General features: G+C 66.1%; 25 protein-coding genes. 15 read left to right on the plus strand and 10 right to left on the minus strand.

Translation table 11 applies throughout. The annotated features are described in order from the left end of the window. The first annotated feature begins 332 nt into the window (after positions 1-332). Both OVY01_RS09095 and OVY01_RS09100 read left to right on the plus strand, forming a co-directional pair. Entirely contained in the window at positions 333-1,160 is an 828-nt protein-coding gene (locus OVY01_RS09095) for a ferritin-like domain-containing protein (RefSeq protein ID WP_267847130.1), read from the plus strand. 27 nt (positions 1,161-1,187) lie between these two features. Further along, positions 1,188-1,739, plus strand: coding sequence for a hypothetical protein (locus tag OVY01_RS09100; protein WP_267847131.1), 552 nt, complete (start codon positions 1,188-1,190; stop codon positions 1,737-1,739). Positions 1,740-1,825: 86 nt separating this feature from the next. On the opposite strand, the gene OVY01_RS09105 is transcribed toward OVY01_RS09100, so the two are convergent. From OVY01_RS09105 to OVY01_RS09120, 4 genes are all read right to left on the minus strand, one after another. Next, entirely contained in the window at positions 1,826-3,295 is a 1,470-nt protein-coding gene (locus OVY01_RS09105; protein ID WP_267847132.1) for a DEAD/DEAH box helicase, read from the minus strand. A gap of 327 nt (positions 3,296-3,622) precedes the next feature. Then, complete coding sequence (locus OVY01_RS09110) at positions 3,623-4,942, minus strand: c-type cytochrome (protein ID WP_267847133.1); 1,320 nt, start codon at positions 4,940-4,942, stop codon at positions 3,623-3,625. Positions 4,943-4,954: 12 nt separating this feature from the next. Next, positions 4,955-5,737: a c-type cytochrome gene (locus tag OVY01_RS09115; RefSeq protein WP_267847134.1), complete on the minus strand. Its 783-nt coding sequence runs from the start codon at positions 5,735-5,737 to the stop codon at positions 4,955-4,957. Between the two features lie 230 nt (positions 5,738-5,967). Continuing rightward, on the minus strand, positions 5,968-6,633 hold the full coding sequence (locus tag OVY01_RS09120) for a glutathione S-transferase family protein (RefSeq protein WP_267847135.1): 666 nt from the start codon (positions 6,631-6,633) through the stop codon (positions 5,968-5,970). Between the two features lie 296 nt (positions 6,634-6,929). On the opposite strand from OVY01_RS09120, the gene exaC reads away from it, so the two are divergent. The 3 genes from exaC to OVY01_RS09135 all read left to right on the plus strand — a co-directional run bounded on the left by exaC (position 6,930) and on the right by OVY01_RS09135 (position 9,380). After that, positions 6,930-8,450, plus strand: coding sequence for an acetaldehyde dehydrogenase ExaC (gene exaC, locus OVY01_RS09125; protein ID WP_267847136.1), 1,521 nt, complete (start codon positions 6,930-6,932; stop codon positions 8,448-8,450). Beyond that, complete coding sequence (locus OVY01_RS09130; protein WP_267847137.1) at positions 8,451-8,876, plus strand: DUF779 domain-containing protein; 426 nt, start codon at positions 8,451-8,453, stop codon at positions 8,874-8,876. Positions 8,877-9,017: 141 nt separating this feature from the next. Further along, complete coding sequence (locus OVY01_RS09135; protein ID WP_267847138.1) at positions 9,018-9,380, plus strand: response regulator; 363 nt, start codon at positions 9,018-9,020, stop codon at positions 9,378-9,380. Positions 9,381-9,440: 60 nt separating this feature from the next. Here OVY01_RS09135 and OVY01_RS09140 read toward each other — a convergent pair whose 3' ends face one another. Further along, on the minus strand, positions 9,441-9,614 hold the full coding sequence (locus OVY01_RS09140) for a hypothetical protein (RefSeq protein WP_267847139.1): 174 nt from the start codon (positions 9,612-9,614) through the stop codon (positions 9,441-9,443). A 185-nt stretch (positions 9,615-9,799) separates the two neighbouring features. Here OVY01_RS09140 and OVY01_RS09145 point away from each other — a divergent pair, with 185 nt between their 5' ends. After that, a complete protein-coding gene (locus OVY01_RS09145; RefSeq protein ID WP_267847140.1) occupies positions 9,800-10,705 on the plus strand; it encodes an MBL fold metallo-hydrolase in 906 nt (301 codons plus the stop codon). A 36-nt stretch (positions 10,706-10,741) separates the two neighbouring features. On the opposite strand, the gene OVY01_RS09150 is transcribed toward OVY01_RS09145, so the two are convergent. Further along, the gene (locus tag OVY01_RS09150; RefSeq protein ID WP_267847141.1) at positions 10,742-11,167 is read right to left on the minus strand and encodes a DUF3597 domain-containing protein; all 426 of its coding nucleotides are present in this window, start codon (positions 11,165-11,167) and stop codon (positions 10,742-10,744) included. 390 nt (positions 11,168-11,557) lie between these two features. Between OVY01_RS09150 and OVY01_RS09155 the strand changes: the two genes are divergently transcribed. The 4 genes from OVY01_RS09155 (at position 11,558) to OVY01_RS09170 (ending at position 16,483) form a co-directional block, all read left to right on the plus strand. Next, a complete protein-coding gene (locus OVY01_RS09155; RefSeq protein ID WP_267847142.1) occupies positions 11,558-12,997 on the plus strand; it encodes a saccharopine dehydrogenase C-terminal domain-containing protein in 1,440 nt (479 codons plus the stop codon). Positions 12,998-13,080: 83 nt separating this feature from the next. Beyond that, entirely contained in the window at positions 13,081-14,397 is a 1,317-nt protein-coding gene (locus tag OVY01_RS09160) for an MATE family efflux transporter (protein WP_267847143.1), read from the plus strand. Between the two features lie 233 nt (positions 14,398-14,630). Further along, positions 14,631-15,557 carry a CysB family HTH-type transcriptional regulator gene (locus tag OVY01_RS09165; protein WP_267847144.1) on the plus strand — a complete coding sequence of 309 codons (927 nt, stop codon included), beginning with the start codon at positions 14,631-14,633 and terminating at the stop codon, positions 15,555-15,557. 173 nt (positions 15,558-15,730) lie between these two features. Then, positions 15,731-16,483, plus strand: a complete 753-nt coding sequence (locus tag OVY01_RS09170) for a CDP-diacylglycerol diphosphatase (protein WP_267847145.1) — start codon at positions 15,731-15,733, stop codon at positions 16,481-16,483. Between the two features lie 6 nt (positions 16,484-16,489). Here the strand turns inward: OVY01_RS09170 and OVY01_RS09175 are convergent, their stop codons facing one another. The 4 genes from OVY01_RS09175 to OVY01_RS09190 form a co-directional block, all read right to left on the minus strand. Next, positions 16,490-18,172: a rhodanese homology domain-containing protein gene (locus tag OVY01_RS09175; RefSeq protein ID WP_267847146.1), complete on the minus strand. Its 1,683-nt coding sequence runs from the start codon at positions 18,170-18,172 to the stop codon at positions 16,490-16,492. Positions 18,173-18,189: 17 nt separating this feature from the next. Beyond that, positions 18,190-18,759, minus strand: coding sequence for a cysteine dioxygenase family protein (locus OVY01_RS09180; protein ID WP_267847147.1), 570 nt, complete (start codon positions 18,757-18,759; stop codon positions 18,190-18,192). Positions 18,760-18,772: 13 nt separating this feature from the next. Further along, on the minus strand, positions 18,773-19,849 hold the full coding sequence (locus tag OVY01_RS09185; protein ID WP_267847148.1) for an LLM class flavin-dependent oxidoreductase: 1,077 nt from the start codon (positions 19,847-19,849) through the stop codon (positions 18,773-18,775). Between the two features lie 124 nt (positions 19,850-19,973). Then, a complete protein-coding gene (locus OVY01_RS09190) occupies positions 19,974-20,897 on the minus strand; it encodes a pyridoxal-phosphate dependent enzyme (RefSeq protein ID WP_267847149.1) in 924 nt (307 codons plus the stop codon). A gap of 152 nt (positions 20,898-21,049) precedes the next feature. Between OVY01_RS09190 and OVY01_RS09195 the strand changes: the two genes are divergently transcribed. The 5 genes from OVY01_RS09195 (at position 21,050) to OVY01_RS09215 (ending at position 26,661) form a co-directional block, all read left to right on the plus strand. Then, a complete protein-coding gene (locus tag OVY01_RS09195; protein WP_267847150.1) occupies positions 21,050-22,183 on the plus strand; it encodes an NADH:flavin oxidoreductase in 1,134 nt (377 codons plus the stop codon). A gap of 62 nt (positions 22,184-22,245) precedes the next feature. Then, complete coding sequence (locus tag OVY01_RS09200; protein WP_267847151.1) at positions 22,246-22,545, plus strand: ArsR/SmtB family transcription factor; 300 nt, start codon at positions 22,246-22,248, stop codon at positions 22,543-22,545. A gap of 229 nt (positions 22,546-22,774) precedes the next feature. Beyond that, positions 22,775-24,352, plus strand: coding sequence for an ABC transporter substrate-binding protein (locus tag OVY01_RS09205; protein ID WP_267847152.1), 1,578 nt, complete (start codon positions 22,775-22,777; stop codon positions 24,350-24,352). Between the two features lie 33 nt (positions 24,353-24,385). After that, positions 24,386-25,276, plus strand: a complete 891-nt coding sequence (locus OVY01_RS09210; protein WP_267847153.1) for an aldo/keto reductase — start codon at positions 24,386-24,388, stop codon at positions 25,274-25,276. Further along, entirely contained in the window at positions 25,273-26,661 is a 1,389-nt protein-coding gene (locus OVY01_RS09215) for an aminotransferase (RefSeq protein WP_267847154.1), read from the plus strand. Before OVY01_RS09210 ends, OVY01_RS09215 begins: the two co-directional genes overlap by 4 nt. Positions 26,662-26,682 lie beyond the last annotated feature (21 nt).

The raw sequence follows: 26,682 nt of genomic DNA on the forward strand, positions 1-26,682 counted from the left end.
GTCGCGCGGGCCGCCTGCGCGTCCCCGATGCCGCTTTCCGAGCGCAGATAGATGGCGTAACAAATTAAATCGTGAAGGCGGTACGCGCCGTTTGACAGGCGCGGGCCGCTTGCGCAAACTGCCTTCCAGGCAGGCGGGCCGGCGGCTTCGTTGGCCTGGCGCAAGGCACCATGGACTGCCGCCAGGGGAAAAGCCCTGCGCGGCGCATTTTCCATCCCGCGTGTGACGGGAATTTTCATTATTATGGCGAATAAGAATGCCAACGTGGCCGGGGGCGGGTTTCTGCCGGGCACCGGCACTTACCACCGGCACGGTTCTCGGAGGCAGTAAAAGTGCAAACCGACTATGTACCGCCGCTACCGTGGCGGCTCGAAGACATCGATTTCGACGCCATCGATCCGGATCTGGCCGCGAAAAACGAGGATTTGGTGGTGCTGTTGTGTGCATCGTCGTTCATCGAGAGCGGTTCGGATCTTTACAGCCGCAATCTGTCGACCTATTTCGAGGGCGACGAGGAAGTGGCGCAATGGCTCGACGCGCATTGGGAAGTCGAGGAGCTGCAGCACGGGCGGGCGTTGAAGAAGTACATCGCCTGCGCCTGGCCGGACTTCGACTGGGACAAGGCTTTCAAGCAGTTTTTCGCGGAATACTCGCTGACGTGCAAGATCGAGGACTTCGAAAAAACGCGCGCGCTCGAAATGGCGGCGCGTTGCGTCGTCGAGACCGGAACCGCGACGCTGTATCGCGCGATCAACGAGTCGTGCGACGAGCCGGTCCTCAAGCAGCTGACCGCGAACATCCGTTCCGACGAAGTGCGCCACTACAAGCATTTCCTGAATTATTTCAAGAAATACAACGCGGTCGAGCGCAACGGCCGGCTGGCGGTGTTCGGGGCGCTGACGCGACGTTTGATGGAAATGCGCAGCGAGGATTCCGATATTGCACTGCGCCACGTGTATGCCGAACGCTACGATCAGGATGCGGTGAAGAGCGAACGTTTCCGCTCGATGAGCAAGCGGGTCAACGGGCTGGTCAAGCGCAATCTTTCCGCTGACATGTGCATCAAGATGCTGCTCAAGCCGCTCGATCTGCCGATGCGGCTGCAGTCCGGCATCCAGTTTCCGCTGACGAAAATCACCCAGCATGTCTTTTTCCGCTGAAGCGGCCGAACCGCGCCGACGGCGGCAGTGAGCGCCAGCGTGCCGGCTCCGGATAGGGACGCGGGCGCAACCACGCGCACGTCCCTCGTCTCCCTGGACGATGTCCTGCTGCGCTGGTTCGATGGCGAAGCGGTGACATCCGGCCTTCCGGATAAAGGCCGCGCCGGGTTCACCTTATCGCTGACCACCGTCGACGAGCAGGGCTGGCCGCGCACCGCACTTCTTGGCCTTGCCGAGGTCTTTGCGCCGGACAGCCGGCATCTGGTCCTGGCGCTCTGGCAGACGTCGCGCAGCAGTCATTGCCTGCGTGCGCGCGGCCGGGCGGTACTGAGCTTCGTGTTCGAGGGGCGTTTCCACCAGTGGCGGCTGCTTACTCGCCGCAGCGAGGCCCCTGCGCTCGCGGCGGATGCCGGCCATCCCGTGTGCCACCTGATGCGACTCGACGGCGGCGAGGCGCAGGGCGTGCCGTATGCGACGCTGACTTCCGGAATGCGCTACGCGCTTGCCGACGAGGCGGCGACCCTGGCCCGCTGGCGCGAGCAGATGGGCCGCATGCGTCAATTCGCAAAAGGGGCGTGACCGGCAACCGGTCACGCCCCTTTTTTTCCTGGATGCGACGCCGCCCGGCTTGACCGGGTCAGTGCCGCCAGCGTCCGCCGCTGCTTTTACTTCGAACGGTTGCCGTTGCGGCCGGCCGACTGGCTCAGCAGCGCTGCGGGCCGGCCGTCGGCGCCCGCGGGCGCGCCGCCCCGGGCCGGGGCGGAACGCGGCGTGGCCGGATTGCCGCCACCATTGCCACCATTGCCGCTGCCACCGTTACCACGGCCGCTCGCGGCTGCCGGGCGGCCGCCGCCATTCCCACCATGATTGCCGCCGCCGCTGCGGCCGTTTTCTCCGCGCGGGGCACCCTGCGGCGCGCGCGGTGCCTGGTTGCGGCCTCCGCCACCCGAGCGGTCCCCGCGCTTCTGGATCGGTTCCGGCTTGATCGACGGATCCGGTTCGAAGCCCGGCACGATTTCCTTCGGGAAGCTGCGGCCGATGACCTTCTCGATATCGATCAGCAACTGTTTCTCGTCGATGCAGACCAGCGACCACGCTTCGCCGGTCGCGCCGGCACGTCCGGTGCGGCCGATACGGTGCACGTAGTCCTCGGGGACGTTCGGCAGATCGAAGTTGACGACATGGGGCAACTGGTCGATATCGATGCCGCGCGCGGCGATATCGGTGGCGACGAGCACCTGCAGCGTCGCATCCTTGAATTCGGACAGCGCACGGGTCCGCGCCGACTGGCTCTTGTTGCCGTGAATCGCCAGCGCCTTGATACCGTCCTTGTCCAGTTGCTCGGCCAGTCGGTTCGCGCCGTGCTTGGTGCGCGTGAAGACCAGCACCTGAAACCAGTTGTTGTCGCGGATCAGTTTCGTCAACAGTTCGCGCTTGCGCTCCCGGTCCACCAGGTAGACGCGCTGGTCGACGGTCTGCGCGGTGGTGTTGCGGCGCGCCACCTCGATGATCTTCGGCGCGTCCAGCAAGCCCGCGGCCAGGCTCTTGATCTCGTCGGAGAACGTGGCCGAGAAGAGCAGGTTCTGACGCCGCGCCGGCAGCTTCGCCAGCACCTTGCGAATATCGCGGATGAAGCCCATGTCGAGCATCCGGTCGGCCTCGTCGAGCACGAAGATCTCGATCTGCGACAGGTCGACCGTGCCTTGCTGCATATGGTCGAGGAGCCGGCCGGGCGTGGCGACGAGGATATCGACACCACGCCGCAACTGGTCGATCTGCGGATGGATGCCCACGCCGCCGAACATCATCATCGACTTCAGCTTCAGATATTTGCCATAGTCGCGCACGCTTTCCTCGACCTGGGCGGCGAGTTCGCGGGTAGGGGTCAGCACCAGCGCGCGGATCGCCGGCTTGCCGTTGCCCTGGTTGCGTGCCGGCGAGCGCGACAGACGCTCGAGCAGCGGCAGGGTGAAGCCGGCGGTCTTGCCGGTGCCCGTCTGGGCGCCCGCGAGCAGGTCGCCCCCTTCGAGGACGACGGGAATGGCCTGCTGCTGGATCGGCGTAGGCGTTTCATAGCCCAGGTCCGCCACGGCGCGCAGCAGGGGTTCGGATAGTCCGAGTTCGGTAAAAGACATGAAATCTCAAGTTTCGCCAGCCCGTCGCGGGAAACGCGCCAGTCTGAGGCCGGTCGAATGATGGGTCGAATGCCAGGCCACGAAGACTGGATCGCGTGGCCGGCGAAAGGGGACACCTGTTGCCGGAAATGGGTGCCGGATGGTACTGCACGGCCAGCCCGCGGTGCTTTCCGGCGGTGCTTTGCGGTACACGGACCGCGAGGGCGCGCACGGCGGCGGGCGCCGGGTCATGCCGGAACGGCATGTTCCGGCGCGGTCCGCGCAAAAAAAACCGGCCGGTAGCGAAGCATGGAGACTTCGCTGCCGGCCGCCGTGACACTCAGCTTATCAGTCGAGCGGTGCCGAGCGCAACTCATTGACCTGTTGCGGCGAGACCGCCCCGGCGCCATTATCCCAGGCTTTGCGGATATAGGACACCACCGCGGCCACTTCGCGGTCCGACAGCGTCTGCGCGAACGGCGGCATGCCATAAGGGCGCGGGTTGCCCGCCGTTACCGGCGGATAGCCGCCGTTAAGCACCATTCGGATCGGGTTGACCGACGAATGCATCAGAATCGACTGATTCTTCGCAAGCCGCGGGAAATGCGGCAACTGGCCTTCGCCTTTGTCGCCATGGCATTCCGCGCAACTGGCCCTATAGATTTTCGCGCCGTCCTTGAACAACTGTTCGCCATAGGCCTCGGACACCTCGAACTGCATCGGCTTGGGCGCCGGCTTTTTCTGCGGGATCGACTTCAGATACAGCGCCATCGCGCGGGCATCGGACGCCGACAGGTACTGCGTGCTGTTGTGCACGACATCGGCCATCGGACCGTACACCACACCCTTGTCGGAAACGCCGGTCGTCAGGAACTGCGACAATTCCTCGACGCTCCAGCCGCCGATGCCCAGGTGCGGGTCCGACGTCAGCGACGGCGCGTACCAGTTCTGGATCGGGATCAGGCCGCCCGAGAAGGCCGAACCGTTGTAGGGCGAACCGAGCGGATTGAGCTGGGTATGGCACATCGCGCAATGGCCCGCGCCATCCACCAGATACTTGCCCCGGTTCCATTCCGCGGACTGCGCGGTATCGGGCACGTATTCGCCCTTGCGGAAGAACATGATGCGCCAGCCCAGCAGGATGATCCGCTGGTTGAACGGAAAGGGCATGTCGTTCGCCCGCTGCGGATTGTGGACCGGCTCCAGGGATGTCAGATAGGCGAAAATCGCGTCGGTATCGGCGCGCGACATCTTCGTGTAACTGGTGAAGGGGAAGGCCGGGTAGAGATAGCTGCCGTCCTTCGAAACACCGTCGTGCATCGCCCGGTAGAAGTCGTCGGACGTCCATTTGCCGATGCCGGTCGCATTATCGGGCGTCAGGTTCGGGGTGTACATCGTGCCGAAGGGACTGGGGACCGCGTAATTGCCCGAGAACGGTTTCGCGCCCCGGGTGGTGTGACAGGCAACGCAATCGCCCATCGCGGCCAGGTACTGGCCGCGCTTGACCAGCGCGTCGGCGTTCACCGGCGTTGCCGGCGCAGCGTTTTCGCCGCCGTTGCTGCCCGCGTGGGCGACGTCGGTGCCGCTGCCGGGCAGCAGCGACGGCAGGAAACTCGCCGCGCCGATCGCAGCGGCGGCGCACAGCGCATAGAAGGTCTTGCGTGACATGGTCTCTGCTCCTTAGCGCGGCCTGGCCTGAGCGGCGGGCCGGGCGGCGGCCTGACCGTCGGTCTGACCGTCGGTCTGACTGCCGCATGCCAGCGGCAGTGCCTCGGCGCTGGCCGGAGCCGGCGACAGATCCCGGGGCACCGGCTGCGCGGAGAGCCATGCGCTGACCGCACCGATATCGGTATCGCTCAGCTTGAGTGCGACCTGCTGCATGCAGTCCGGCGCGATGGCGTGCCGCACGCCGGTGCGGAACGCGCCCAGCTGCGCGCTCAGATAGTCGTGCGGCAGGCCGATGATGCCGGGAATCCCCGGCAGGCGGCCCGTAAACGAAGCGGTATGGCAACTGGCGCAGGCGGGAATGCCGCGCGCGGCGTCGCCCAGCGTCGCCAGCGTGCGGCCCCGTTCCAGTACGGCCGCGGTCGCGACCGCCGTCGCGGGCTTGCCGGCCGGGACGACCGGTTTCTGGGCGGAGAAATACGCGGCGATTTCGTGCAGGTAGTCGTCGGTCAGATAGGACGTCAGGTAATTCATCGCCGGATACTTGCGGTGTTCGCCGCGAAACGCCTGAAGCTGATGGAACAGGTAGTCGGGCGGCTGTCCGGCCAGACGCGGAAAATAGGCGCCGTTGCCTTCGCCTTTCGCACCGTGGCAGGCGGCACACCCCATCATGCGCGCTGCCATCGTGTCGGGCGCGGGAGTCTGCGCGTGCGCGCCGGAAAGGATGTTCGCGCTACTGAACAGTAACAGCGCCAGCAAGGGGCGAAAGATCCGTCTGGGGGACACGCGTAACTCCATCTGATTTCGATGATCGACGGGCTTGTGGGGGGTTGCCTGTTTTCCCGCCCGCTTGCTCGATGAGCGGGCGCGACGACGCCGCATTCTAACATCCACGCCCGCACCTGCCTATCGGCCTCGGGAATCCCGCGTGGCACCGGTCATCTTACCCGACGCGGGCCTCCGGATCCTGCATGCCGAGCGCGATCAATGCGACGACGATGCCATCTTTTCGTGCCCCGCGCCCAAGGCTACGCGAGCCGGTACGGGCCGCCTTTCTCGAGTGCCCGCTGGTAGGCGGGGCGGGCCTGCGCTCGGGCGAGGAAGGCGGCCAGGCGCGGGTGGCCGGCGAAGCCGGCACGCGCGGCGGCGGCCTCGAGCGGGAAGCTCAACTGCATGTCGGCGCCGCTCAGCGTGTTGTCGACGAACCAGTCGCTGCTTCCCAGCCGCGCTTCGAGATAATCCAGATGCAGTTTCAACTGCGGATCGACGAAGCCCTGCTGCGCGCCGTTCGCCACTTTCTTCAGGACCGGGCGGATGTAGAAGGGCGCCGGCGTCTGCGCGACCCGGCGAAACGCGAGCTTCAGCAGCAGCAGCGGCATCAGCGAACCCTCCGCGTAGTGCAGCCAGTAGCGGAAGTCCAGTCGCGCATCGCTGCCGGGCGCGGGCGCAAAGCGCCCCTTGCCGTAACGTTCGATCAGGTACTCGATGATCAGGCCCGACTCCGCGAGCGTCAGTGCCCCGTCCGTGACGACCGGCGATTTGCCCAGCGGATGCACCGCCTTGAGTTCCGCGGGTGCCAGCATCGTCGCCGGATCGCGCTGATAGCGCCTGATCTCGTAGGGAACGCCCAGTTCCTCGAGCAGCCAGAGGACGCGCTGGGAGCGAGAATTGTTCAAATGATGGAGGGTCAGCATGCGCGGGGTCTTCCTGTCGGTCCATGAACTGTGAACGCATTCTGACAGTTCGGCTCGCTTCGCGGCGGTGTTTCTGCTCCGGACCCATCGTTCCGATCCCCGCGGTGGGGGGGGCCCTGCTGGAAACCACGATTGCGTTTCCGGGGGGATCCGCGGCATAAATACACCCTGGTTTGCCGATGCGCTCGCAAGCGGACGCGAGGGTGGCTGCGCACGCGCCTCCGCGCCCGTCCGTCATGCCTCGGTACGCCTCGCGGCGCGCATCCGCGCCCGCCCATGCGAGAGAGGGAGGACCTATGAATCACGCGGACATGCAGTTCCTGGGCGTCGAGTTCCCGTACAAGAAGCAATATCAGAATTTCATCGGCGGACAGTGGGTGCCGCCGCTCGACGGCGAGTATTTCGACAACCTCTCGCCCATCACCGGCCTGCCGTTCACCTCGGTGCCACGCTCGAAAGCCGCCGACATCGAACTGGCGCTCGACGCCGCGCACGGGGCCAGACGCGCCTGGGGCCGGACGTCGCCGGCCGAGCGCGCCCAGGTGCTGAACCGGATCGCGGACCGCCTGGAGCAGAACCTGACCCGCCTGGCCTATGCCGAGTCGATCGACAACGGCAAGCCGGTGCGCGAGACGCTGGCCGCCGACATTCCGCTCGCGATCGATCATTTCCGGTACTTCGCCGGCTGCATCCGCGCGCAGGAGGGCTCGCTCAGCGAGGTCGACGCGGACATGATCGCCTATCATTTCCACGAGCCGCTGGGCGTCGTCGGCCAGATCATTCCGTGGAATTTTCCGATCCTGATGGCCGCCTGGAAGGTCGCGCCGGCACTGGCCGCGGGCAACTGCATCGTGCTCAAGCCGGCGGAACAGACGCCGGCATCGATGCTGGTCCTCGCCGAACTGATCGCGGACCTGCTGCCCCCCGGCGTGCTGAACATCGTCAATGGTTTCGGGCTGGAGGCGGGGCGACCGCTCGCGTCGAACAAACGCATCGCGAAGATCGCCTTCACCGGAGAAACCACCACCGGACGGCTGATCATGCAGTATGCCAGCCAGAACCTGATTCCGGTCACGCTGGAGCTGGGCGGCAAGAGCCCGAACATCTTCTTCGCCGATGTGATGAACGCGGACGACAGCTATTTCGACAAGGCGCTCGAGGGGTTCGCGATGTTCGCGCTGAACCAGGGCGAGGTCTGTACCTGTCCGTCGCGGGCGCTCGTGCAGGAAAGCATCTACGAGCGCTTCATCGAACGCGCGCTCGAACGCGTCAAGCGCATCCGTCAGGGTCATCCGCTCGACGCGCAGACGATGATCGGCGCTCAGGCCTCGCGCGAACAGCTCGAGAAGATCCTGTCCTATGTCGATCTGGGCCGTCAGGAGGGCGCGGAATGCCTGATCGGCGGCGGGCGCGCGAAACTCGCGGGCGAGCTGGAAAATGGCTATTACGTGAATCCCACCGTATTTCGCGGACACAACCGGATGCGCATCTTCCAGGAGGAAATCTTCGGCCCGGTATTGTCCGTCACCACGTTCAAGAACGAGGAGGAAGCGCTGGAAATCGCCAACGACACGCTGTACGGTCTCGGCGCGGGCGTCTGGACGCGCGACGGCACGCGCGCCTATCGTTTCGGTCGCGAGATCCAGGCGGGCCGGGTCTGGACCAACTGCTACCATGCCTATCCGGCCCATGCCGCGTTCGGCGGTTACAAGCAATCGGGCATCGGCCGCGAGAACCACAAGATGATGCTCGACCATTACCAGCAGACCAAGAACCTGCTGGTCAGCTACAGCGATCAGCCGCTCGGATTCTTCTGAATGGACCGTGCCCCGGTTTCCCCGACACCCGGCCCCGTCGACGAGAAGGCGGTGGCGCGCGTCGTCGCGACGTCCGCCGCGCTGGAATTGCTCGCCCGCCTGGGCGAAACGCACGGGGCGCTGCTGCTTCATCAGTCCGGAGGCTGCTGCGACGGCAGCGCGCCGATGTGCTTTCCCGTTTCGGATTTCCTTGTCGGCAGCGCCGACGTGCGGCTGGGCGAGATCGGCGGCGTATCCTTCTACATGGGCGCGGCCCAGTTTGCCTACTGGGCGCACACGCAATTGATCATCGACATCGTCCCGGGCAACGGCGGCATGTTTTCCGTCGAGCGGCCGACCGGGTGGCGGTTCATCACCCGTTCCCGGCTGTTCGACGCGCAGGAGGGCGCCTGGCTCGACCGGCACCCCGTGGAAATGGTCGAGTGATGCCGCTGGCGCCGGGCGAGGACGGTATAATCCCGTGCTCGCAGTGCGTCGTCCGCCGCACGATGCAGCGATCAATCAGGCAACTCGCCCGTTCGGCGTTTCACGCACGGACGCAAGCGTCGCCGCGCAAGGGAAAGAACGATGGAACAGAACAATGATCTCCTGGTGGTCGACGACAACGTCGATTCGGCGGAGAGTCTCGCGATGTTGCTGGACCTGTGCGGCTATCCCACGCGTCTGGCCCACGACGGGCCGACGGCGCTCGATGCGGTCGAGGCCGCGCTGCCGCGCACGGTCATCCTCGACATCAGCATGCCGGGAATGGACGGTTACGAGGTCGCGCGCCGGTTGCGCGCCCGCTATTCGGCCGAGCAGCTGCAACTCGTGGGCCTTTCCGGCTACGGCGACCAGGAAAGCCATCGTCAGGCGCAGGCGGCGGGCTTCGATCGCCTGCTGGTCAAGCCCGTGGACGTCGACGCGATCATCGCCGTGCTGAAAAAATAAAGGGGACGGAGGCCCGCCTCGTGCGGGCCTCCGTCCCCTATCGGTCCGATCCGTGAAGGATCAGTAGCCCGGGCCGCGATGGTGCATCGGGCCTACCGGGTGACAGCGGCGCTCCGGGTGACCATGCACCCAGACGCGCTTGCAGACCATGTGGGGGCGCGCCTGCGCGGGGACGGCGGTCAACAGACCGGCGGTCGTGGCAATCGCGCCCAGTGCGACAATCAACTTCTTCATCATGGATCTCTCGCTTTTTTATAAGATAAGGTATGTAAGCATACCAACAAGCTTCGAAGTTGATTCGTCAATTTTGCAATTCCGGCACGCAAACTGTTACCGCATGTCACGCGGGGGCCGTGCGTGCCCCGCCGCTTCATCTCGCGATCCTATAATGGGCGATCGTCGAGTCATCGGGAGATTCTATGCCGACCCCAACCGCTGCGCGTGTCGAACCCTTTTACGATGCCGTCACCGCCACCATCAGCTATGTGCTGTGGGACGCCGTCGGCGGTGAGTGCGCGATCATCGATTCGGTCCTCGATTACGACCCCCGGGCCGCGCGCCTCTCGACGGCGGCGGCGGACAGGATCGTCGCATTCGTGGTCGCGCATCGGCTGCAGACGCGGTGGCTCCTCGAAACGCACGCCCATGCGGACCATCTGTCGGCCGCGCCGTATTTGCGCCGTCGCCTTGGCGGGCGCATCGCCATCGGCGCGGGGATCTGCGCCGTGCAAGACGCGTTCAGCAAAGTTTTCAATCTCGAACCGGGATTCCGGCTCGACGGCTCGCAGTTCGATCACCTGTTCCGGGACAACGAGATTTTTTATATAGGATCGCTACGCATGCGGACGATGCCCGTTCCCGGGCACACCCCCGCGGACGTCGCCTATCTGCATGAGAGGGACGACGGCGAAACGCCGCTGGCCTTCATCGGCGATACCCTGTTCATGCCGGATGTCGGCAGCGCCCGCTGCGATTTTCCGGGAGGCGACGCGCGCATGCTGTATCGCTCCGCACAGAAAATCCTTGCCCTGCCGGACGCTACCCGGCTGTTCATGTGCCACGACTATCCGCCCGCGGACCGCGAAGTGCGATGGGAAACCACCGTGGCCGCGCAGCGGCAGGGCAATATCCACCTGCACGCCGGGGTTGGCGAGGCGTATTTCGTGACGCTGCGCGAAAGCCGGGATGGGACGCTGCCGATGCCGGTGCTGCTCCTGCCCGCGATCCAGGTCAATATTCGCGCCGGGGAGCTGCCTCCGGCGGAAGACAACGGTATCCGCTACCTGAAGATACCTGTCGCAGGGATACCTGTCGCGGAACGGTAAAAGCCCGCTGCCGCCGCATCGAAGCGCGCAGGGCGCTTACTTCAGTTCGGCGGGAACCTTGCCGCCATTCTGCTCGAGCTTCTGCATGACCTGCTTTTGCAACCAGATATTCATCGTCGCGGAATCGTTGGTGTCGCCCGAGTACTGAAGCTCCGCGGCCAGCTTCTTGCGCGAATCGAGGCTGCTGTCCAGGTCGAGCAGTTTCAGCAAATCGACGATCGAAGTCTGCCAGTTCAACTTCTCGGTACGCTGCGCCGCCAGACCGCTCAACACTTCCGCAACGTCGACCTGCGGCACGGCTGCTGCAGCCGGTGCCGCTGGCGCAGCCACGGGCGCGGCGCTGGCCGCGGGCGCGGCGCTGGCCGCGGGCGCGGCGCCGGCCGCGGGGGCCGGGTTCGCCGCAGCGGGCGTCTGCGCGTGGGAAGGGAAGATCTTGCCGAGGATGGCGCTGAAAATACTCATATGTGTCTCCTGAAGGTTGATATCGCCCGCAAGTCGAAGCAATAAAGGTGCCTGCCACGGCGAGCGCCGGGTTCCCCCTCATCCGCTGATACGGCCGGGCGTAGCCGCAGCCAGGCGCGTTGCGCCCGTGGCGTATGGCCTGTCTTCGTTTCGCTCTCCCCGGGTTCGGCGCGTCTCGCGCGTCGGCGGCGCTGCGCGGCGGCCCTACGTCCGCCAGCACACTGTTGCGCGCCCCCGCCACTGCGTGAAAGCCCGTGAGTTACATTTTCCCGGCAACGAGAAGGTTGTCCGCCATCGGCTGCAACGGCGCCCGCTCGTGGCAACGACGCAGGCACACGCGAACGCTCGCGCTGCGCCTCACTAATGCGAAGCACAGATGGGGAATTCAAGATGACACTTGCGAAAGCGGACACTGAGGCAGGAACGAATCGCGGAGCGCGCGCATCCATCACCTCGGTCGTCTTGGTCGGGTTCGGCGCGATCAGCCGGGCCCTGATGCCGATCCTGCTATCGAAAATGGCGCCCGGTGTCACCTTCGTGGCAATCGATCCGCTCGGCTCCGCGGAAGACATCGGCCAGGAATACGGTCCCCGGATCACCTATCTCAAAACGCGGATCACGCCGACGAATCTGCACGAAGTACTGAAACCGTTACTGGGCCCGCAAACCTTCCTGCTGAATTTGACGACGGGCGCTTCCTCGCTCGCGCTGATCGCGCTCTGTCAGGAAACCGGCGCCCTCTATCTGGATACCGGGATCGAACCCTGGTCGGGCGGCTATACGGACCCCGTCACACACGACCGCGTGACGAATTACGCGCTGCGCAAGGCGGTGCTCGATGCGCGCAGTTCCGGGGCCGGCCGGCGGACCGCCGTCATCGCGCACGGCGCGAACCCCGGACTCATCTCGCATTTCGCGAAGGCGGCGCTCCTGGAGATGGCCGGCAAGGCCTGCATGCTGGATGCGGTGCCGGAAGGCCGGGAAGCGTGGGCGAGGCTGGCCCGCGATCTGGGCGTCAAGGTGATGCAGGTGGCCGAACGCGACATGCAGCAAACGGGCGACAACGTCCCCCCGCGCACCTTTCTCAATACGTGGTCGGTGATCGGGCTGCTCGAGGAAATGAATCAGCCCGCCGAATTCGGTCTCGGCACGCACGAGACGGCGCTGCCCGACGCCGTGCTCGCGCAAGGGGACGACGGTATCGCCGCGCATTTCACGGCGCGGGGCGCGGACGTGAGGGTCAAGTCCTGGATGCCCGAGGGGCCCTATGTCGGAATGATGATCACCCACAACGAATCGATTTCGCTCGCCGACTACCTGACCTGCCGCGCGCCGGGTGAACCCGTGTACCGACCCACGGTCTATTACGCATACCGACCTTGCGATGCGACGATGACGTCGATCGATACGTGGCGGAACCGGTCGTGCCAGGACCCTGAACGGACGCATGTTCTCAAACCCGAGGGCATCGTTTCAGGTGCGGATTATTTGGGTATACTGATCATGTCGGATAGCGGAAAGGGGATATGGTATGGTTCCATACTGAACATAGAGGATGCCGTATCGATAGTACCGTTCAATACGGCGACCACGCTGCAGGTCGCCGCGGGCGTGTATGGCGGCATGATGTGGGCGATCGGCCACCCATGCGAGGGAATCGTCGAGGCCGAGGACATGCAGCACGAGGAAGTGCTGGCCGTCGCGAAACCCTATCTGGGAATCGTCCAGGGTTTCGATACCGATTGGGGTCCGCAAGCGGATGAGGAACATTCCGCGCCACCGACCGCTGCCGCGAAGCGGTCTTTGCAGCTTCGCGAATTCCTTGTTTGACCGGGTGGTCCGCGTGCCTGGCGCGCGGGCGCCGGGCGTGCGACCGCGTGCGATTCCCGCATGCGGGTTACTGATACCGTCCCATGTTTCGTAAAGATGTCGTTTCGGTGCCTCGGCATTTTTTCTCCTATGCCGCGTCCGCCGTCGCCGCTGCGTGGATTTACTGCACGTACATGGTCATCGATGGCCTGTTCATCAGTCACTACATCGGCTCGTCGGCGCTCGCCACCCTCAGTCTCGCGCTGCCCGTCGTTTACCTGCCCTATGCGTTCAGCGTGCTGATCGGGGTCGGGGCATCGACGCTCATCTCGCGGGCCATCGGCGAGGGGCGCACCGACACCGCGCGCGCGATATTCACGCAGGCGTTGTGGCTGATGGCCGGCGCCGGCGTCGCGCTGGCGCTCCTGCTGTATTTCGGCTCGCCCCTGCTGTTGCGGGCGATGAATGTGGATGGCGATCTTCAGGCCCGCACCGTCGGGTTCCTGCGCGTGTCCGCCGGTTTCGGCATCTTCACCGTTTTCGCCTGCGCGCTGGAATTCTTCCTCCGCGTGGATGGCGCCGCGCGGTACGGGCTGTATTGCCTGGCCGTCAGCGCCTTGCTGAACATCGTGCTCGACTATGCGTTCATCGCGCATCTGGGGTGGGGGCTCAATGGCGCAGCGCTGGCGACCGGACTGAGCCAGATCGTGGCGACGGTGCCGATGCTGGCCCATCACCTGTGGCGCTCGCGCCGGTTGCGGCCGGTACGTCGCCCCTTCGCGGCGGGATCGCACGGTATCGCGATCGTCTGCACCGGCCTGGCCGAATTTCTCATCGAGCTTGCGCCCACGGTCACGATCGTCGCGTTCAACTGGGCGATTCTCGCGCGCCTGGGCAACGCGGGGCTGGAAGTCTTCGCCGTCATCGAGTACATGACGATGATCTCGGCGGTGACGCTCGGCGCGCTGGTGCAGAGCATGCAGCCGATCGTCGCATTCCATCGCGGGGGCGGCCGCCCCGCATCCGCGCGTCGCGCGTTTCGCCTGTGCGGTTGCTGCGTTTTCGGTTTTTCCGCGCTGGTCGCGCTGGTCATGATCGTTTTCTGGCAGCCCATCGGCATGCTGTTCTCGATCGAGGCCACCGCCACCCTGGCGATGCTGAAGACCGCGACGCTGTGGTATGCGCTGGCGCTCCTGCCGGCGGCGGCAAATTTTCTGCTCTCCGGGTATCTGACCGCACGCGAACAACTGTTGCCGGCCACGGCGATCGCGACGTTGCGCAGCTGGATCGGCCTGCTGGCGATGCTGTGGCTGCTGCCCCGTCTCTTCGTCACGGACGGCGTCTGGCTGACGGTCCTGGGCGCCGAATTGCTGACCTTGCCATTCGCGCTGTGGCTCTATCGAAACCGGGGTGCCTGCTAACGATTGATTTGCAATTTACTTATTCCATAAAATGTTATCGATTGATAAATCATCCATCAAAACAGGGGTTTAAACATTTTTTAAAGACACTGTCCCGATAGGCAGATAGGGTCCTCGTGGAATCGTTAATCGAACATAATAAAAAGATGAGGTTTGCGCGCCCGGCGAGGGATGACTGGCGCCCGCGCGCAGACTGGACGATCAGCGATGGTTTCGACGGGCAGGGCAGAATCATGAATTTCCAGCAGCTGCGCTATGTGCGCGAGGCGGTGCGCCGCAATCTCAATCTCACCGAGGTCGCCAACGTCCTGCACACGTCGCAGTCCGGGGTCAGCAAACAGATCAAGGACCTCGAAGACGAGTTGGGCATCGATATTTTCGTGCGTCGCGGCAAGCGGCTCACGGCCTTGACGCCGCCCGGCACCGGCGTATTGCATCTGGTCGAGCGCATTCTGCTGGACACCGAGAGCTTGCGGCGCGCAGCCAGCCACTACGCAGCGGAAGACGCGGGCCGGCTGGTGCTGGCGACCACCCATACCCAGGCGCGTTACGCGCTGCCCCGGGTGCTGCCGCAATTCCGCGCCGCCTATCCGAAGGTCAACCTGGCGCTACGTCAGGGCAGCCCCAAACAGGTGGCCGAAATGGTGCTGAGCGGCGAGGCGGACATCGGTATCGCCACCGAGGCCCTGAACCTCTACCCGGACATGACGACCTTTCTGTCGTATTCCTGGCGTCATGTGATCGCCGTGCGGCGCGACCACCCGCTGGTGGAGGAGGGCGAATTGAGTCTGGCCAAGGTCAGCGCCTATCCGTTGATCACCTACGATCTCGAATTCTCGGGCCGCTCGCATATCGACGCCGCTTTCGACGCCGCCGGCATCGCACCCGATATCGTGATGACCGCGATGGATGCCGACGTCATCAAGACGTATGTCGAACTTGGTTTCGGCGTGGGCATCCTTGCCGCGATGGCGGTCGATCCGGTGCGCGACACGCAACTGGTCGTGCTCGATTCCGACCACATGTTCGAGCCGAACACCACCCGCATCGGCGTGCGCACCGGGAATTTCCTGCGCCACTATGCATGCCATCTGATCCAGATGCTGGCGCCGGACCTGACCGAGGCGCAGATTCTGGCGCAGGTGGCGGGCGAGGAATAAGTCGCCGCGTGGCGCCGGCAGGCGAAAACGCGCGCCACGCGACGCAAGCCGATGCGCCGCCTGCGCGCGCACGCTCCATACTTTCGGGGTCGCCGTAGCGTCGGCTGACGCGTCCCGCGGCGGGGCGGGTGCCGGGTCGTCTGGGGGGCGGGGAGCCGATGAGCAAGGGATGGATGAGAAGCACGACAGGCGCTGCGTGCGTGATGGCCGGTCTGGCATGGCCGGACGCCGTCAGCGCGGGGCGCGACGAATTGCGGGATTTGCTCCTGGCGCTGCCGCCCGTCGCGTCGGTGGTCGACCCGCTCGCGCCGCCGTCCGAACTCCGTGTGGTGGAACGTGCGGCGGGGTATGTCGTCAAGAAGGACCTTCGGGGCGATACCCACTTCCTGCTCATCCCGTTCGCGTGTGTGAGCGGGATCGAGGATGCCGCGCTGCGGGAAGCCGGCACGCCGCATTATTTCGAACATGCCTGGCGCCACCGGGATCTTGTCGCGCAGGCGGACGGCGCGCCGTTGCGCGACGAGCAGATCGGCATCGTCGTCAATCCCCTGCGCAGCCGCAGCCAGGATCATCTGCATCTGCATATCAATCGCATCGCGCCGGAGCTGGCTTCCCAACTCGCGGCGCATGGCCCCACGCGGAATCTGCAATGGGAGGCGATGGCGTGGAACGATCGCGTGCTCCATGTGATCCGTGTGCCGCAGTCGCAATTTGCCCGCGTCAATCCGTTCCGTTTGTTCGACGACGTGGCCGCCCTGGCGGGAATCGAGCTCGAAGCGGCAATGTTGCTGATGACGGCAGGTGCCGACGGCGATGGGGAACCGGTTTTTTACCTGATGGCCGGACGCTATGGCGAGCAGGCGCGTGGCGGCTGGGATTTCGAGAATCTGATGGTGCACCAGCCGCCCGTTTCTCCGGCTTCCTGATTTTTTCTAGAGCACCGTGAAACCATGCGTGCCGTCGCGGGCAAGTTGCGCGACCAGCCCGTATTCCCATTCGAGATAGGCATGCATCGCTTCCGTCGCGTTGTCGGTGCCTTCATAGGGACGGCGATAGTGGTCGATGCGCGGCGACGCCAGGCCGCCATCCGTTGCGGCGGGCGATTCCACCGGTGGCGCCGCAGCCGATACGGCATCGGGCGCGGCCGGCACGTCGGTGCCCGCGAGCCGCAGACCGGCCGCGATCCACGCCGCCGTGCCCCCTTCCAGCACATGCACCGGCTTGCCGGTCAGCGCCGCGAGTTCCGGTGCCACGAAGCGCGCCAGCGCGCTCGTGCCGCACGTCACGACATAGCGCCGCGCATCGGGAAGTTCGCGCAGATCCGCCGCAAGGCGCGAGCGCAACAGCCAGTACGCCCCGGGAATATGCCGCGCGACGTAGCGCGCGCTGGTCGTGAAGTCGAGCACCAGCGTGCCCGACGCGGGGTCGCTCAGCAAGCCGGACAATTGCGTGCAGGAGAGGGAGGGGCAGGCGTTGGCGATGTCGCCGGCCGGCGCGGCATGCGACGTCGCGCCGGTCTCGCTGAAGTCGGACGACGTGGCGGCGTCGACGACATGGGTCTCCACGTTCATCTGTGCCAGCCACGAGGCGGTCATATTGGCACGCACGCCGTCGTCGTCGATCAGCACGACCCGTGCGCCGCGCACCGGCGCGAACATATCGGTTTCCTGCACCAGTTGCCCGCCCGGCGCGCTGAGGAAGCCCGGGACGTGGGCCGTCGCGTATTCCGCGGGCGTGCGCACGTCGAAACGATAGGTGGTGCGGGTCGTGTCGCCGGCCCACGCGCGCGTTTCGGCAAGGCCGGCGCGCCGCACGCCGGCGCGATCGGCGAGCGCGCGGGCCGCCGCGGCGCGTTGCGGCAGGCTGGCCCCATCGCGCCCTGTGTGCGGATTGGCATGGCGCGCGCTGCCGTGCTCGAGCGTCTGACCGGCGAGCGTCCAGCCGATCGTGCCGTTGCGCAGCGCCGCGACCGGATTCGGCAGCCCGGCGTTGACCAGCGACTGGGTGCCGATGATGCTGCGCGTGCGGCCCGCGCAATTCACGATGACCCGCGTCGCCGGATCCGGCGCCAGGGCCTGCGCCCGCAGCACCAGCTCCGCGCCGGGCACGCTGATGCTGCCCGGAATGTTCATCGTCTGGTATTCGTCGTAGCGCCGGGCGTCGAGCACGACGACGTTCGCGTCGCGTTCGAGCAGGGCCTGGACTTCCTCGGCCGTCAACGAAGGCGTATGCCTGCGCGACTCGACGAGTTCGCCGAATGCCTTGCTGGGCGAATTGACGTCGCGAAACACCTCGCCGCCGGCGCGCGCCCAGCCGTCGAGGCCGCCGTCGAGCAGCGCCACGTCCCGGTAACCCAGCGCCGCGAGACGGTCCGCGGCGCGTTCGGCGAGGCCTTCGCCCGCGTCGAACACGACGATCGGCACGGATTGGCGCGGCAGGCGCGCGGCGACCTGCAGCTCGAGCGTCGACAGCGCCAGATTGGCGGCGAACAGCGGATGGCCCTGGGCATGCGGATCTTCCTCGCGCACGTCGAGCAGGGCGATTTCCTGCCGGTCCAGCAGGGCGCGACGCACGTCGTCGGTGCTACGCAGGGGATGCAGGGGGACAGCACTCATGGGGTTCCTTCGGAAAATCAGGCGTTGACGAGCGGCGTGTCGTTCGCGTACGCGGAGATGAAGTCGCGCGGCGGCGTGTGCGGCGCGTACACGGCACGCCGCACGGTGCCGATGTCCGCGCCGTAGATATGGATGCTGATCGACACGCGGTCGTCGAAGGCATTGCGCACGCGATGGATATCGCCGATGGCAGGCGACACCGCCGCCACCGCGCCGCGTTCGAGCCGTTCTTCCGGACCCGTGGGCACCAGGCCGGCGGCGGGATCGTACCGGTATGGCAGGCTGCACTCGGCGCCGCGCAGCACGCCGATCAGGCCCCAGACGGTGTGGTCGTGGACGGGCGTCGCCTGTCCGGGCCCCCAGACGAAGCTGACCACCGAGAAGCGTTGCCGCGGGTCGGCGTACAGCAGATATTGCTGATAGCGCTCGGGCGAGGGGCGTGCATGGTCGTCGGGCAGCCAGTCATCGACGGCGATCAGACGCTGCAGCAGCGCCGCGCCCGCGTCGCGTACCCGCGCCTCGGGCGGTGCGGCGTCGATCAGCGCGGTCAGGTCGTCGACGCAGCGGCGGAGTCTTTCGAGCGGCATGGTACGGTCGGGGTCAGGCGGCCTGGCGGACGCGTTCGGTCAGTTCCCGGGTGCGGGGCAGCAGTTCGCGGCCGTATTCGATCGCGTCCTCGACCGGGTCGAAACCCCGCACCAGGAAGGTCGTTACGCCCAACGCGTAATATTCCGCCAGGGTCTCGGCGACCTGCCCCGGCGTGCCGACCAGCGCGGTGGAATTCGAGCGCCCGCCGATCTCTTTCGCGATGCCCGTCCAGAGCCGGTCGTCGGCCCGCACGCCAGCGCCCGCCGCGGCGAGCAGGCGTCGCGCGCCTTCGCTTTGCAATGGCGCGCCCCGATCCACCCCCTGGGCGGCGCGTAGCTGCCGGGTGCGCGCGAGGATGTCATCGGCGCGTTCCCACGCGGCTTTTTCGGTGGCCGCGAGGATCGGCCGAAACGACACCGAAAAACGCGGGTCCCGGCCATGCCCGCGCGCCGCGGCCCGCACCCGCGCGATCTGCTCGGCGACCTGTTCCTTGGATTCGCCCCAGAGCGCGTAGACGTCGGCATGCTTGCCCGCGACCGCGATGGCGGGCGCCGAGGCGCCGCCGAAATAGATCGGCAGATGGGGCTGCTGCCGCGGCTTGACGTCGGAGAAGCCCTGCTCGAAGCGATAGAACTTTCCCGCGTGGTCGAAGGGCGCGCTGTCGGTCCAGACGCGACGCAGGATCTCCAGGTATTCGTCGGTGCGCGCGTAGCGTTCGTCGTGCGAGAGGAAGTCGCCGTCGCGCCGTTGCTCGGCGTCGCTGCCGCCGGAAATGATGTGCACCGCGAGCCGGCCGCCGCTCAACTGATCCAGCGTCGCGAGTTGCCGGGCGGCCAGCGTGGGCGCGACGAAGCCCGGACGGTGGGCGAGCATGAAATGCACGCGCCGGGTCACGCTGCTGGCGTAGGCCACGGTCAGCATGGCGTCCGGACTGGTGGAGTGATAGGGCACCAGCACGCGGTCGAAGCCGGCCTCCTCGTGCGCCTGCGCGAAACGCTGCAGGTAGGGGACATCCACCGCCGGTCCCTGTGCCGGGTGAATTTCCGACACCTTGTTCGGCTGGATCATGCCGATGAATTCGACGCTCATCTTCGACTCCTGGATGGCCGTGCGGCCTGCTCGGGACACCCAGGGTAGAACGGCGCGGCGCGGCGACCAACCATCGTTTCGCGATAAGGTTATCCCGGTTGCGGATTTGGGCGGCCAGAGAGGGTCATGCACTGTGACGCGCCTCCTCGCCCTGTTGCCAGACAAGCAGTTGCCGAGCGCTGACGCTGACGCCGCCGCACACCACCACCACCACGTCCCGCGCGCCGGCCAGACTCGGATGATCCAGGTATGCGGTGGCAAGCGCGACGCCGCAGGCGGGTTCGACCAGTTGCCGGAGGTCGTCCGCGAATCGGACCACGCCCATCAATGCCGCGCTGTCCGGCAGCACGACCGACACATGCGGGAAGCGCCGGATCGCTTCGACCGGCCAACGGGCCACCTGCAAGGCCCCCAGCGACTTCGCCATCGATGTAATGGCGTCGATCCGCACCGGCCGTCCCGCGTCCAGCGCGGCACGAAAGGATGCCGCCCCCTGCGTCTCGCACGCCACCACCCGGCAGTCCAGGCGATCGTGCCGCGCGAGACCCGTCAGTGCCCCTGCAAGCAGGCCGCCGCCGCCGACCGACACGACGATGACGTCCATCTGCGGCAGATCCGCGACGATCTCATCGATCATCGTGCTGTTGCCCTGCCAGATGACCGGGTGATCGAAGGCCGGAGCGTACTGCACGTGCGCCGCCGCGCACAGGTCGAGCGCGTACTGGTTCGATTCCTCCCAGACGTCGCCGTGCACCGTGAGCGTCGCCCCGGTGCGCGCGATCAGTTCGCGCGTGGCGGGCGGGGTGGTCGTCGGCACGACGACTTCGGCGGACATGCCCAGCGCGCGCGCCGCGAGCGCCGCGGAATAACCGGCGTTCCCGCCGGAAGGGGCGACGATGTGGGTCTTGCCGCGCGCTTTCGCGTCCGCGCACAGCGCACCGAGGCCGCGCATCTTGAAGGAGCCGCTGGGCTGCAGATTCTCGAGCTTCAACCAGATGCGCCGTTCGGGCGTGGACAGGAAGGGATGCAAAAGAAGCGGGGTGCGCACGGGGAACATGGGGGACGCTCGACGAAGGAAGGACCGGTTTGCAGGATATACGCGTCATCGCATGAGGCACCACCCCGGGACCGCGGCTGGACAAGAAGTTCATATTTATATATATTGAGATATCTAAATATGTAATTTCATGGAGAAAAAACTTGTCGAGCGAACCCCTGGCGCTGGCCGCCCCGTTGTTCACCCCCTTGCCTTTCGGCGGCATCACCCTGCGCAACCGTATCGCGATGGCGCCGATGACGCGCAATCAGTCGCCGAACGGCGTGCCGGGGGACGACGTCTGTGCGTACTATCGCAGCCGCGCGGCCGGCGGCGTCGGGCTGATCATCACCGAAGGCACCTATATCGGCCATCCGGGCGCGAACGGTTATGCCCGGGTTCCGGCGTTTCACGGCGAAGCGGCGCTGGCGGCATGGGGCAAGGTCGTCGCGGCCGTGCATGCCGAGGGCGGCGCGATCATCCCGCAGCTCTGGCATGTCGGTTCGGCGCGCCGTGCGGGCGTCGAGCCCGATGCCGGCGTGCCCGGCTTCGGCCCGATGGCGATCGACGAGGACGGACAACCCGTCGTGAAAGCGATGGATCAGGCCGACATCGATGCGGCGGTGGATGCGTTCGCCACGGCGGCACGGGACGCGCGGCGCCTCGGCTTCGACGGCGTCGAGTTGCATGGCGCGCACGGCTATCTGATCGACCAGTTCCTGTGGGAAGAAAGCAATCAACGCGACGACGCGTACGGCGGCACGCCGGAAAGGCGCCTGCGTTTCGCGCTGGAAGTCGTGCGGGCGGTGCGCGCGGCGGTGGGCGCCGGCTTTCCGATCGTGTTCCGCTTCTCGCAGTGGAAGCTCGGCGATTACGATGCGCGCATCGCCGCCACCCCGGAAGCCCTGGGTGCGATCCTGAAGCCGCTCGCCGAGGCCGGCGTCGACGTGTTCCATGCCAGCACGCGCCGCATCGGCGAGCCCGCTTTCGCCGGCTCGCCGAAGACGCTGGCCGCCTGGACGCGCGAGTTGGCCGGGCGGCCGGTCATCGCGGTCGGCAGCGTCGGTCTGGATACCACGTTTCGTACCGGCCACTTCACCCGCAGCGAAGCGCCGGATGCGAAGAGCCGCGTCGATCTCGCGCAACTGGTCGAGCGTTTCGAAGCCGGAGACTTCGACATGGTCGCGGTCGGCCGCGCACTGCTGTCGGATCCGCAATGGGCCGCCAAGGTGCGCGACGGGCGCCTCGATGAACTGCGCAATTTCGACGTGCAGGCGCTCGATACGCTGGTGCGCTGACGCCGGTTCCGGCGGCGTTCTCTTATACTGGCGTCCCACACCGTGTCCGTTCGCCGCCTGCCATGAAAATGTCCGAGATCCTCAGCGCGTTGTCGAATCCCGTGCGGCTGAACATCCTTACCTGGCTGAAGGAGCCGTCACGGCATTTCCCCGCGCAGAACGACAATGCGCCGGAGAACGGCATCTGCGTCACGCACATCCAGGAAAAGACCGGACTGTCGCAATCGACGATCTCGCTCTACCTCGCGACGTTGCAGCGCGCCGACCTCGTGCGCTCGCAACGAGTCGGGCAGTGGACGTACTACTCGTTGAACCGCGACGTCGTCACGGCCTTCATCGCCGCGCTTGCCGAACGTCTTTGACGGGACGCGGCGCCGGCCGACGCCGCCGCCGCGCGCGGTGCAAATCCGGCCGAAAAAATAACAATCAAATGGATTTGGTCGGGAAACATCGGTTCTTGCATCGAATCCCGATTTTATTCAGCAGAAAATGCCGTGCGTTACGTCTTACGATTTCAGTGTGCCAGCCGTTCCACCGCCGCTTCCTTCCCTTTCCGTTTTCATTTCTGTTTTCCTGCCAGGAGCAGTTCGCATGAGCAACGACACTATCAAGAACGGGGGATTCAACCGCCGCGACATGATGCGGGTACTGGCTGCGGGGGGGCTGCTCGGCACTGTCGGCGGCACGCTGCTGGGCGCCTCCACGGCCGCGCAGGCCGCGGAGAAGCCGAAGCAGGGCGGCAAGATTCGCGTCGCCTACGATACCGGCTCCGCCGCCGATTCGCTCGACCCCGCCAAGGGCTCGTCCGGTGCCGACTACATCCGCTTCTTCATGTTCTACAGCGGCCTCACCCAGTTCGACGAGACCCTGGCCCCGCGCATGAACCTCGCGGACTCGGTCAGCAGCAGCGACGCCAAGGTGTGGACCGTGAAGTTGCGCAAGGGCGTCACCTTTCACGACGGCAAATCCCTGACGCCGGCCGACGTGGTTTTCTCGCTGATGCGGCACAAGGATCCGCAAACCGCGTCGAAGGTCAAGACCCTGGCGGACCAGTTCGAGGAGATCAAGGCAAGCGGTCCGAACGAAGTGCAGATCACGCTGACCACGCCGAACGCCGACCTGCCGGCGATCCTGGCGACGCCGCAGCTCGTCATCGTCAAGGACGGCACGACGAATTTCATGACCGGCGTTGGCACCGGCCCCTACAAGGTCAAGAGCTTCCAGCCGGGCGTGAGCACCGTGGGCGCCCGCAACGGCAATTACTTCAAACCGGGCCGCCCCTATCTGGACGAAATCGAACTGGTCTCCATCAGTGACGACTCCGCGCGCCTGAACGCCTTGCTGTCGGGCGACGTGCAGCTCATCAATTCGGTCGACCCGCGCTCGACGAAACGGATCACGTCGAATCCCGCCTTCACCCTCCATGAAACGAAGTCGGGTCTCTACACCGACCTCGTCATGCGGCGCGACGACAGGATGACCGGCAATCCCGATTTCGTGCTGGGCATGAAGTATCTGTTCAATCGCGAGCAGATCCGCTCGGCGGTCTTCGCCGGGTATGCGGTGATCGGCAACGATCAGCCGATTCCGCCGGGGCACCGTTATTTCAACGCGTCGCTGCCGCAGCGCGCATTCGACCCCGACAAGGCGAAATTCCATCTGCAGAAAGCCGGCGCCGTCGGCGTGACCCTGCCACCGATCTACGCGACGCCCGCCGCCAACGGTTCGGTCGACATGGCGCAACTGATCCAGCAATCGGCGGCGAAGATCGGCGTGAACCTCACCGTGCAGCGCGTTCCCGGCGACGGCTACTGGTCGAATCACTGGATGAAGCATCCTCTCGGCTTCGGCAGCGTCAATCCGCGTCCGAGCGCCGACGTGCTCTTTACGCAGTTCTTCAAATCGGACGCGCCGTGGAACGAGTCGGGCTGGAAGAGCGCCCGCTTCGATCAACTGCTGCTCGCCGCACGCGCCGAGACGGACGAGACGAAACGCAAGCAGATGTATGACGAAATGCAGGCGATCGTGTGCAATGAAGGCGGCATCGGCATTCCGGCCTTCATCAGCCTGCTGGATGGGTGCGACAGGCGCCTGAAAGGACTGGGCTCGATCCCGACCGGTGCCTTGATGGGCTTTTCCTTCTCGGACCACGTCTGGTGGGATGCCTGACATGACGGCGTACGACGCAGGCAGGCGCCCCGCATGATCGGGAACCCCTCGGCCGCCACACCGGCCGCCACCGCGCCCTGGATCGAGGCCAACGGCGCGCGCATTCCGGCGCTGGGCCTGGGCACCTGGCAAAGCACGCATCGCGAGGGCGTGAACGCGGTGCGCGCTGCGCTCGATGCCGGCTACCGGCATATCGACACGGCCGCGCGCTACGACAACGAGCAGGCCGTGGGCGAGGCGCTTGCCGCCTGCGCGGTGCCGCGCGACGATTTCTTCGTCACCACCAAGGTCTGGCACACCGAATTGCGCGCGGGCGATTTCCAGCGTGCCGCGCAACGCAGCGTCGCCCGGCTGGGGCTGGATCATGTCGACCTGCTGCTCGTGCACTGGCCGAACCCCGCGGTGCCGCTCGAGGAAACGCTCGGCGCGCTGTGCGACGTCCAGCGCAGCGGACTCACGCGCCATATCGGCGTCTCGAACTTTCCGGTGGCGCTGCTCGAGCGCGCGGTCGCCGTGTCGCCGCTGCCGCTGGTCGCGAACCAGTGCGAATACCACCCCTATCTGGATCAGACGGCGCTTCTCGCCGCCTGCGCGCGGCACGGCATCGCCCTGATCGCCCATTCGCCGCTGGGCAGCGGGCGCTTGCTGGCCGACCCGTTGATCGCCGAGGTGGCGCGCGACCATGGCCGCACTCCCGCGCAGATCATCCTGCGCTGGCTGGTACAGCAGCCGGGAGTCGCCGCCATCCCGAAATCCTCGGACCCGACGCGCATCGCCCTGAACCTGGCGGTGTTCGACTTTACGCTCGACCCCGCCACGATGGCACGGATCGGCGCGCTGGCGCGTGCGCACGGACGGGTCAGCCATCCGGTCTGGCAGCCGGAATGGGACGTGCCGGCCTCCCTCCCTGCGGCAACCCCATGAACCCGCTCGACGCGCTGTTGCAGGCGGACCGTCGCCATCTCATGCATCCCGGCACGCATGCCCACGATCATGCGTCGGGCGAACTGACCGGGCGGGTGATGCGCCGCGCCGCGGGCATCCGCATCGAGGACCATGCGGGGCGCACGTACATCGATGGCTTCGCGGGTCTTTACTGCGTGAACATCGGTTACGGACGCGAGGAAATGGCCGAGGCCATCGCCGCGCAGACGCGCGAGCTGTCCTTCTACCACACCTATGCCGGCTTCTCGAACGGGCCGGCGGTCGAGCTGTCACGACGGCTGATCGAGGACTGGTCGCCGCCCGGCATGCGCAAGGTCTACTACGGCATGTCCGGCTCGGACGCCAACGACACGCAGATCAAGCTCATCCGGTATTACCAGAACGTGCTCGGCCGCCCGCGCAAGAAGAAGCTCATCGCCCGGCAGCGCAGCTACCACGGTTCCGGCGTGGCTACCGGCAGCCTGACCGGGCAACCGAAATTCCACGCCGCCTTCGACCTGCCGTTGCCGCAGATCCTGCACACCGCCTGTCCGGATTTCTATCGCGACGGCCGCGACGGCGAGAGCGAAGCCGGCTTCGTCGCGCGTTGCGTCGCGGAACTGGAGCAATTGATCGATCGCGAGGGCGCCGACACCATCGCCGCCTTCTTCGGCGAACCCGTGATGGGCTCCGGCGGACTGCTGCCGCCGCCCGCGGGATACTGGCCCGCGATCCAGGCCGTCCTGCGCCGACACGACATCCTGTTCGTCGCCGACGAAGTCGTCTGCGGTTTCGGCCGGTTGGGATCGCGCACCGGTTGCGCGCACTACGGCATCGCGCCGGACCTGATTTCCGTCGCCAAAGGGCTTACCAGCGGCTATCTGCCGCTCTCCGGCGTCATCGTCGGCGAGCGGGTCTGGGACGTCATCGCGCGCGGCTCGCGGGAGCAGGGCGCGATGAGCCATGGCTGGACCTATTCGGGACATCCGGTATGCGCCGCCGCCGCACTGACCAACCTCGACATCATCGAACGCGAGCAACTGGTCGGCAACGCCGCGACGGTCGGCACCTATCTGCAGGCGCAACTTCACGCGGCCTTCGACGACCACCCGCTGGTCGGCAATGTGCGCGGCGTCGGCCTGCTCGCGGCGCTCGAACTGATGGCGGACAAGGGGGCGCGCCAGGGCTTCGCCGCGCCGGGCAAGGTCAGCGCGCGGGTTGCGCAGGCCGCGCTGCGGCACGGATTGATCCTGCGCTCGCTGGGCATGCACGACATTGTCGGCTTCGCTCCGCCGTTGATCGTGAGCAAGGCCGACGTGGATGAAATCGTCGCGATCACGCACAGGGCGGTGGACGAGGTGGCGGGCGACAGGGATGACGACTAGCCGGTCGTCCATCGGGAAAAA

Source organism: Robbsia betulipollinis, from assembly GCF_026624755.1.
Lineage (GTDB): Bacteria > Pseudomonadota > Gammaproteobacteria > Burkholderiales > Burkholderiaceae > Robbsia > Robbsia betulipollinis.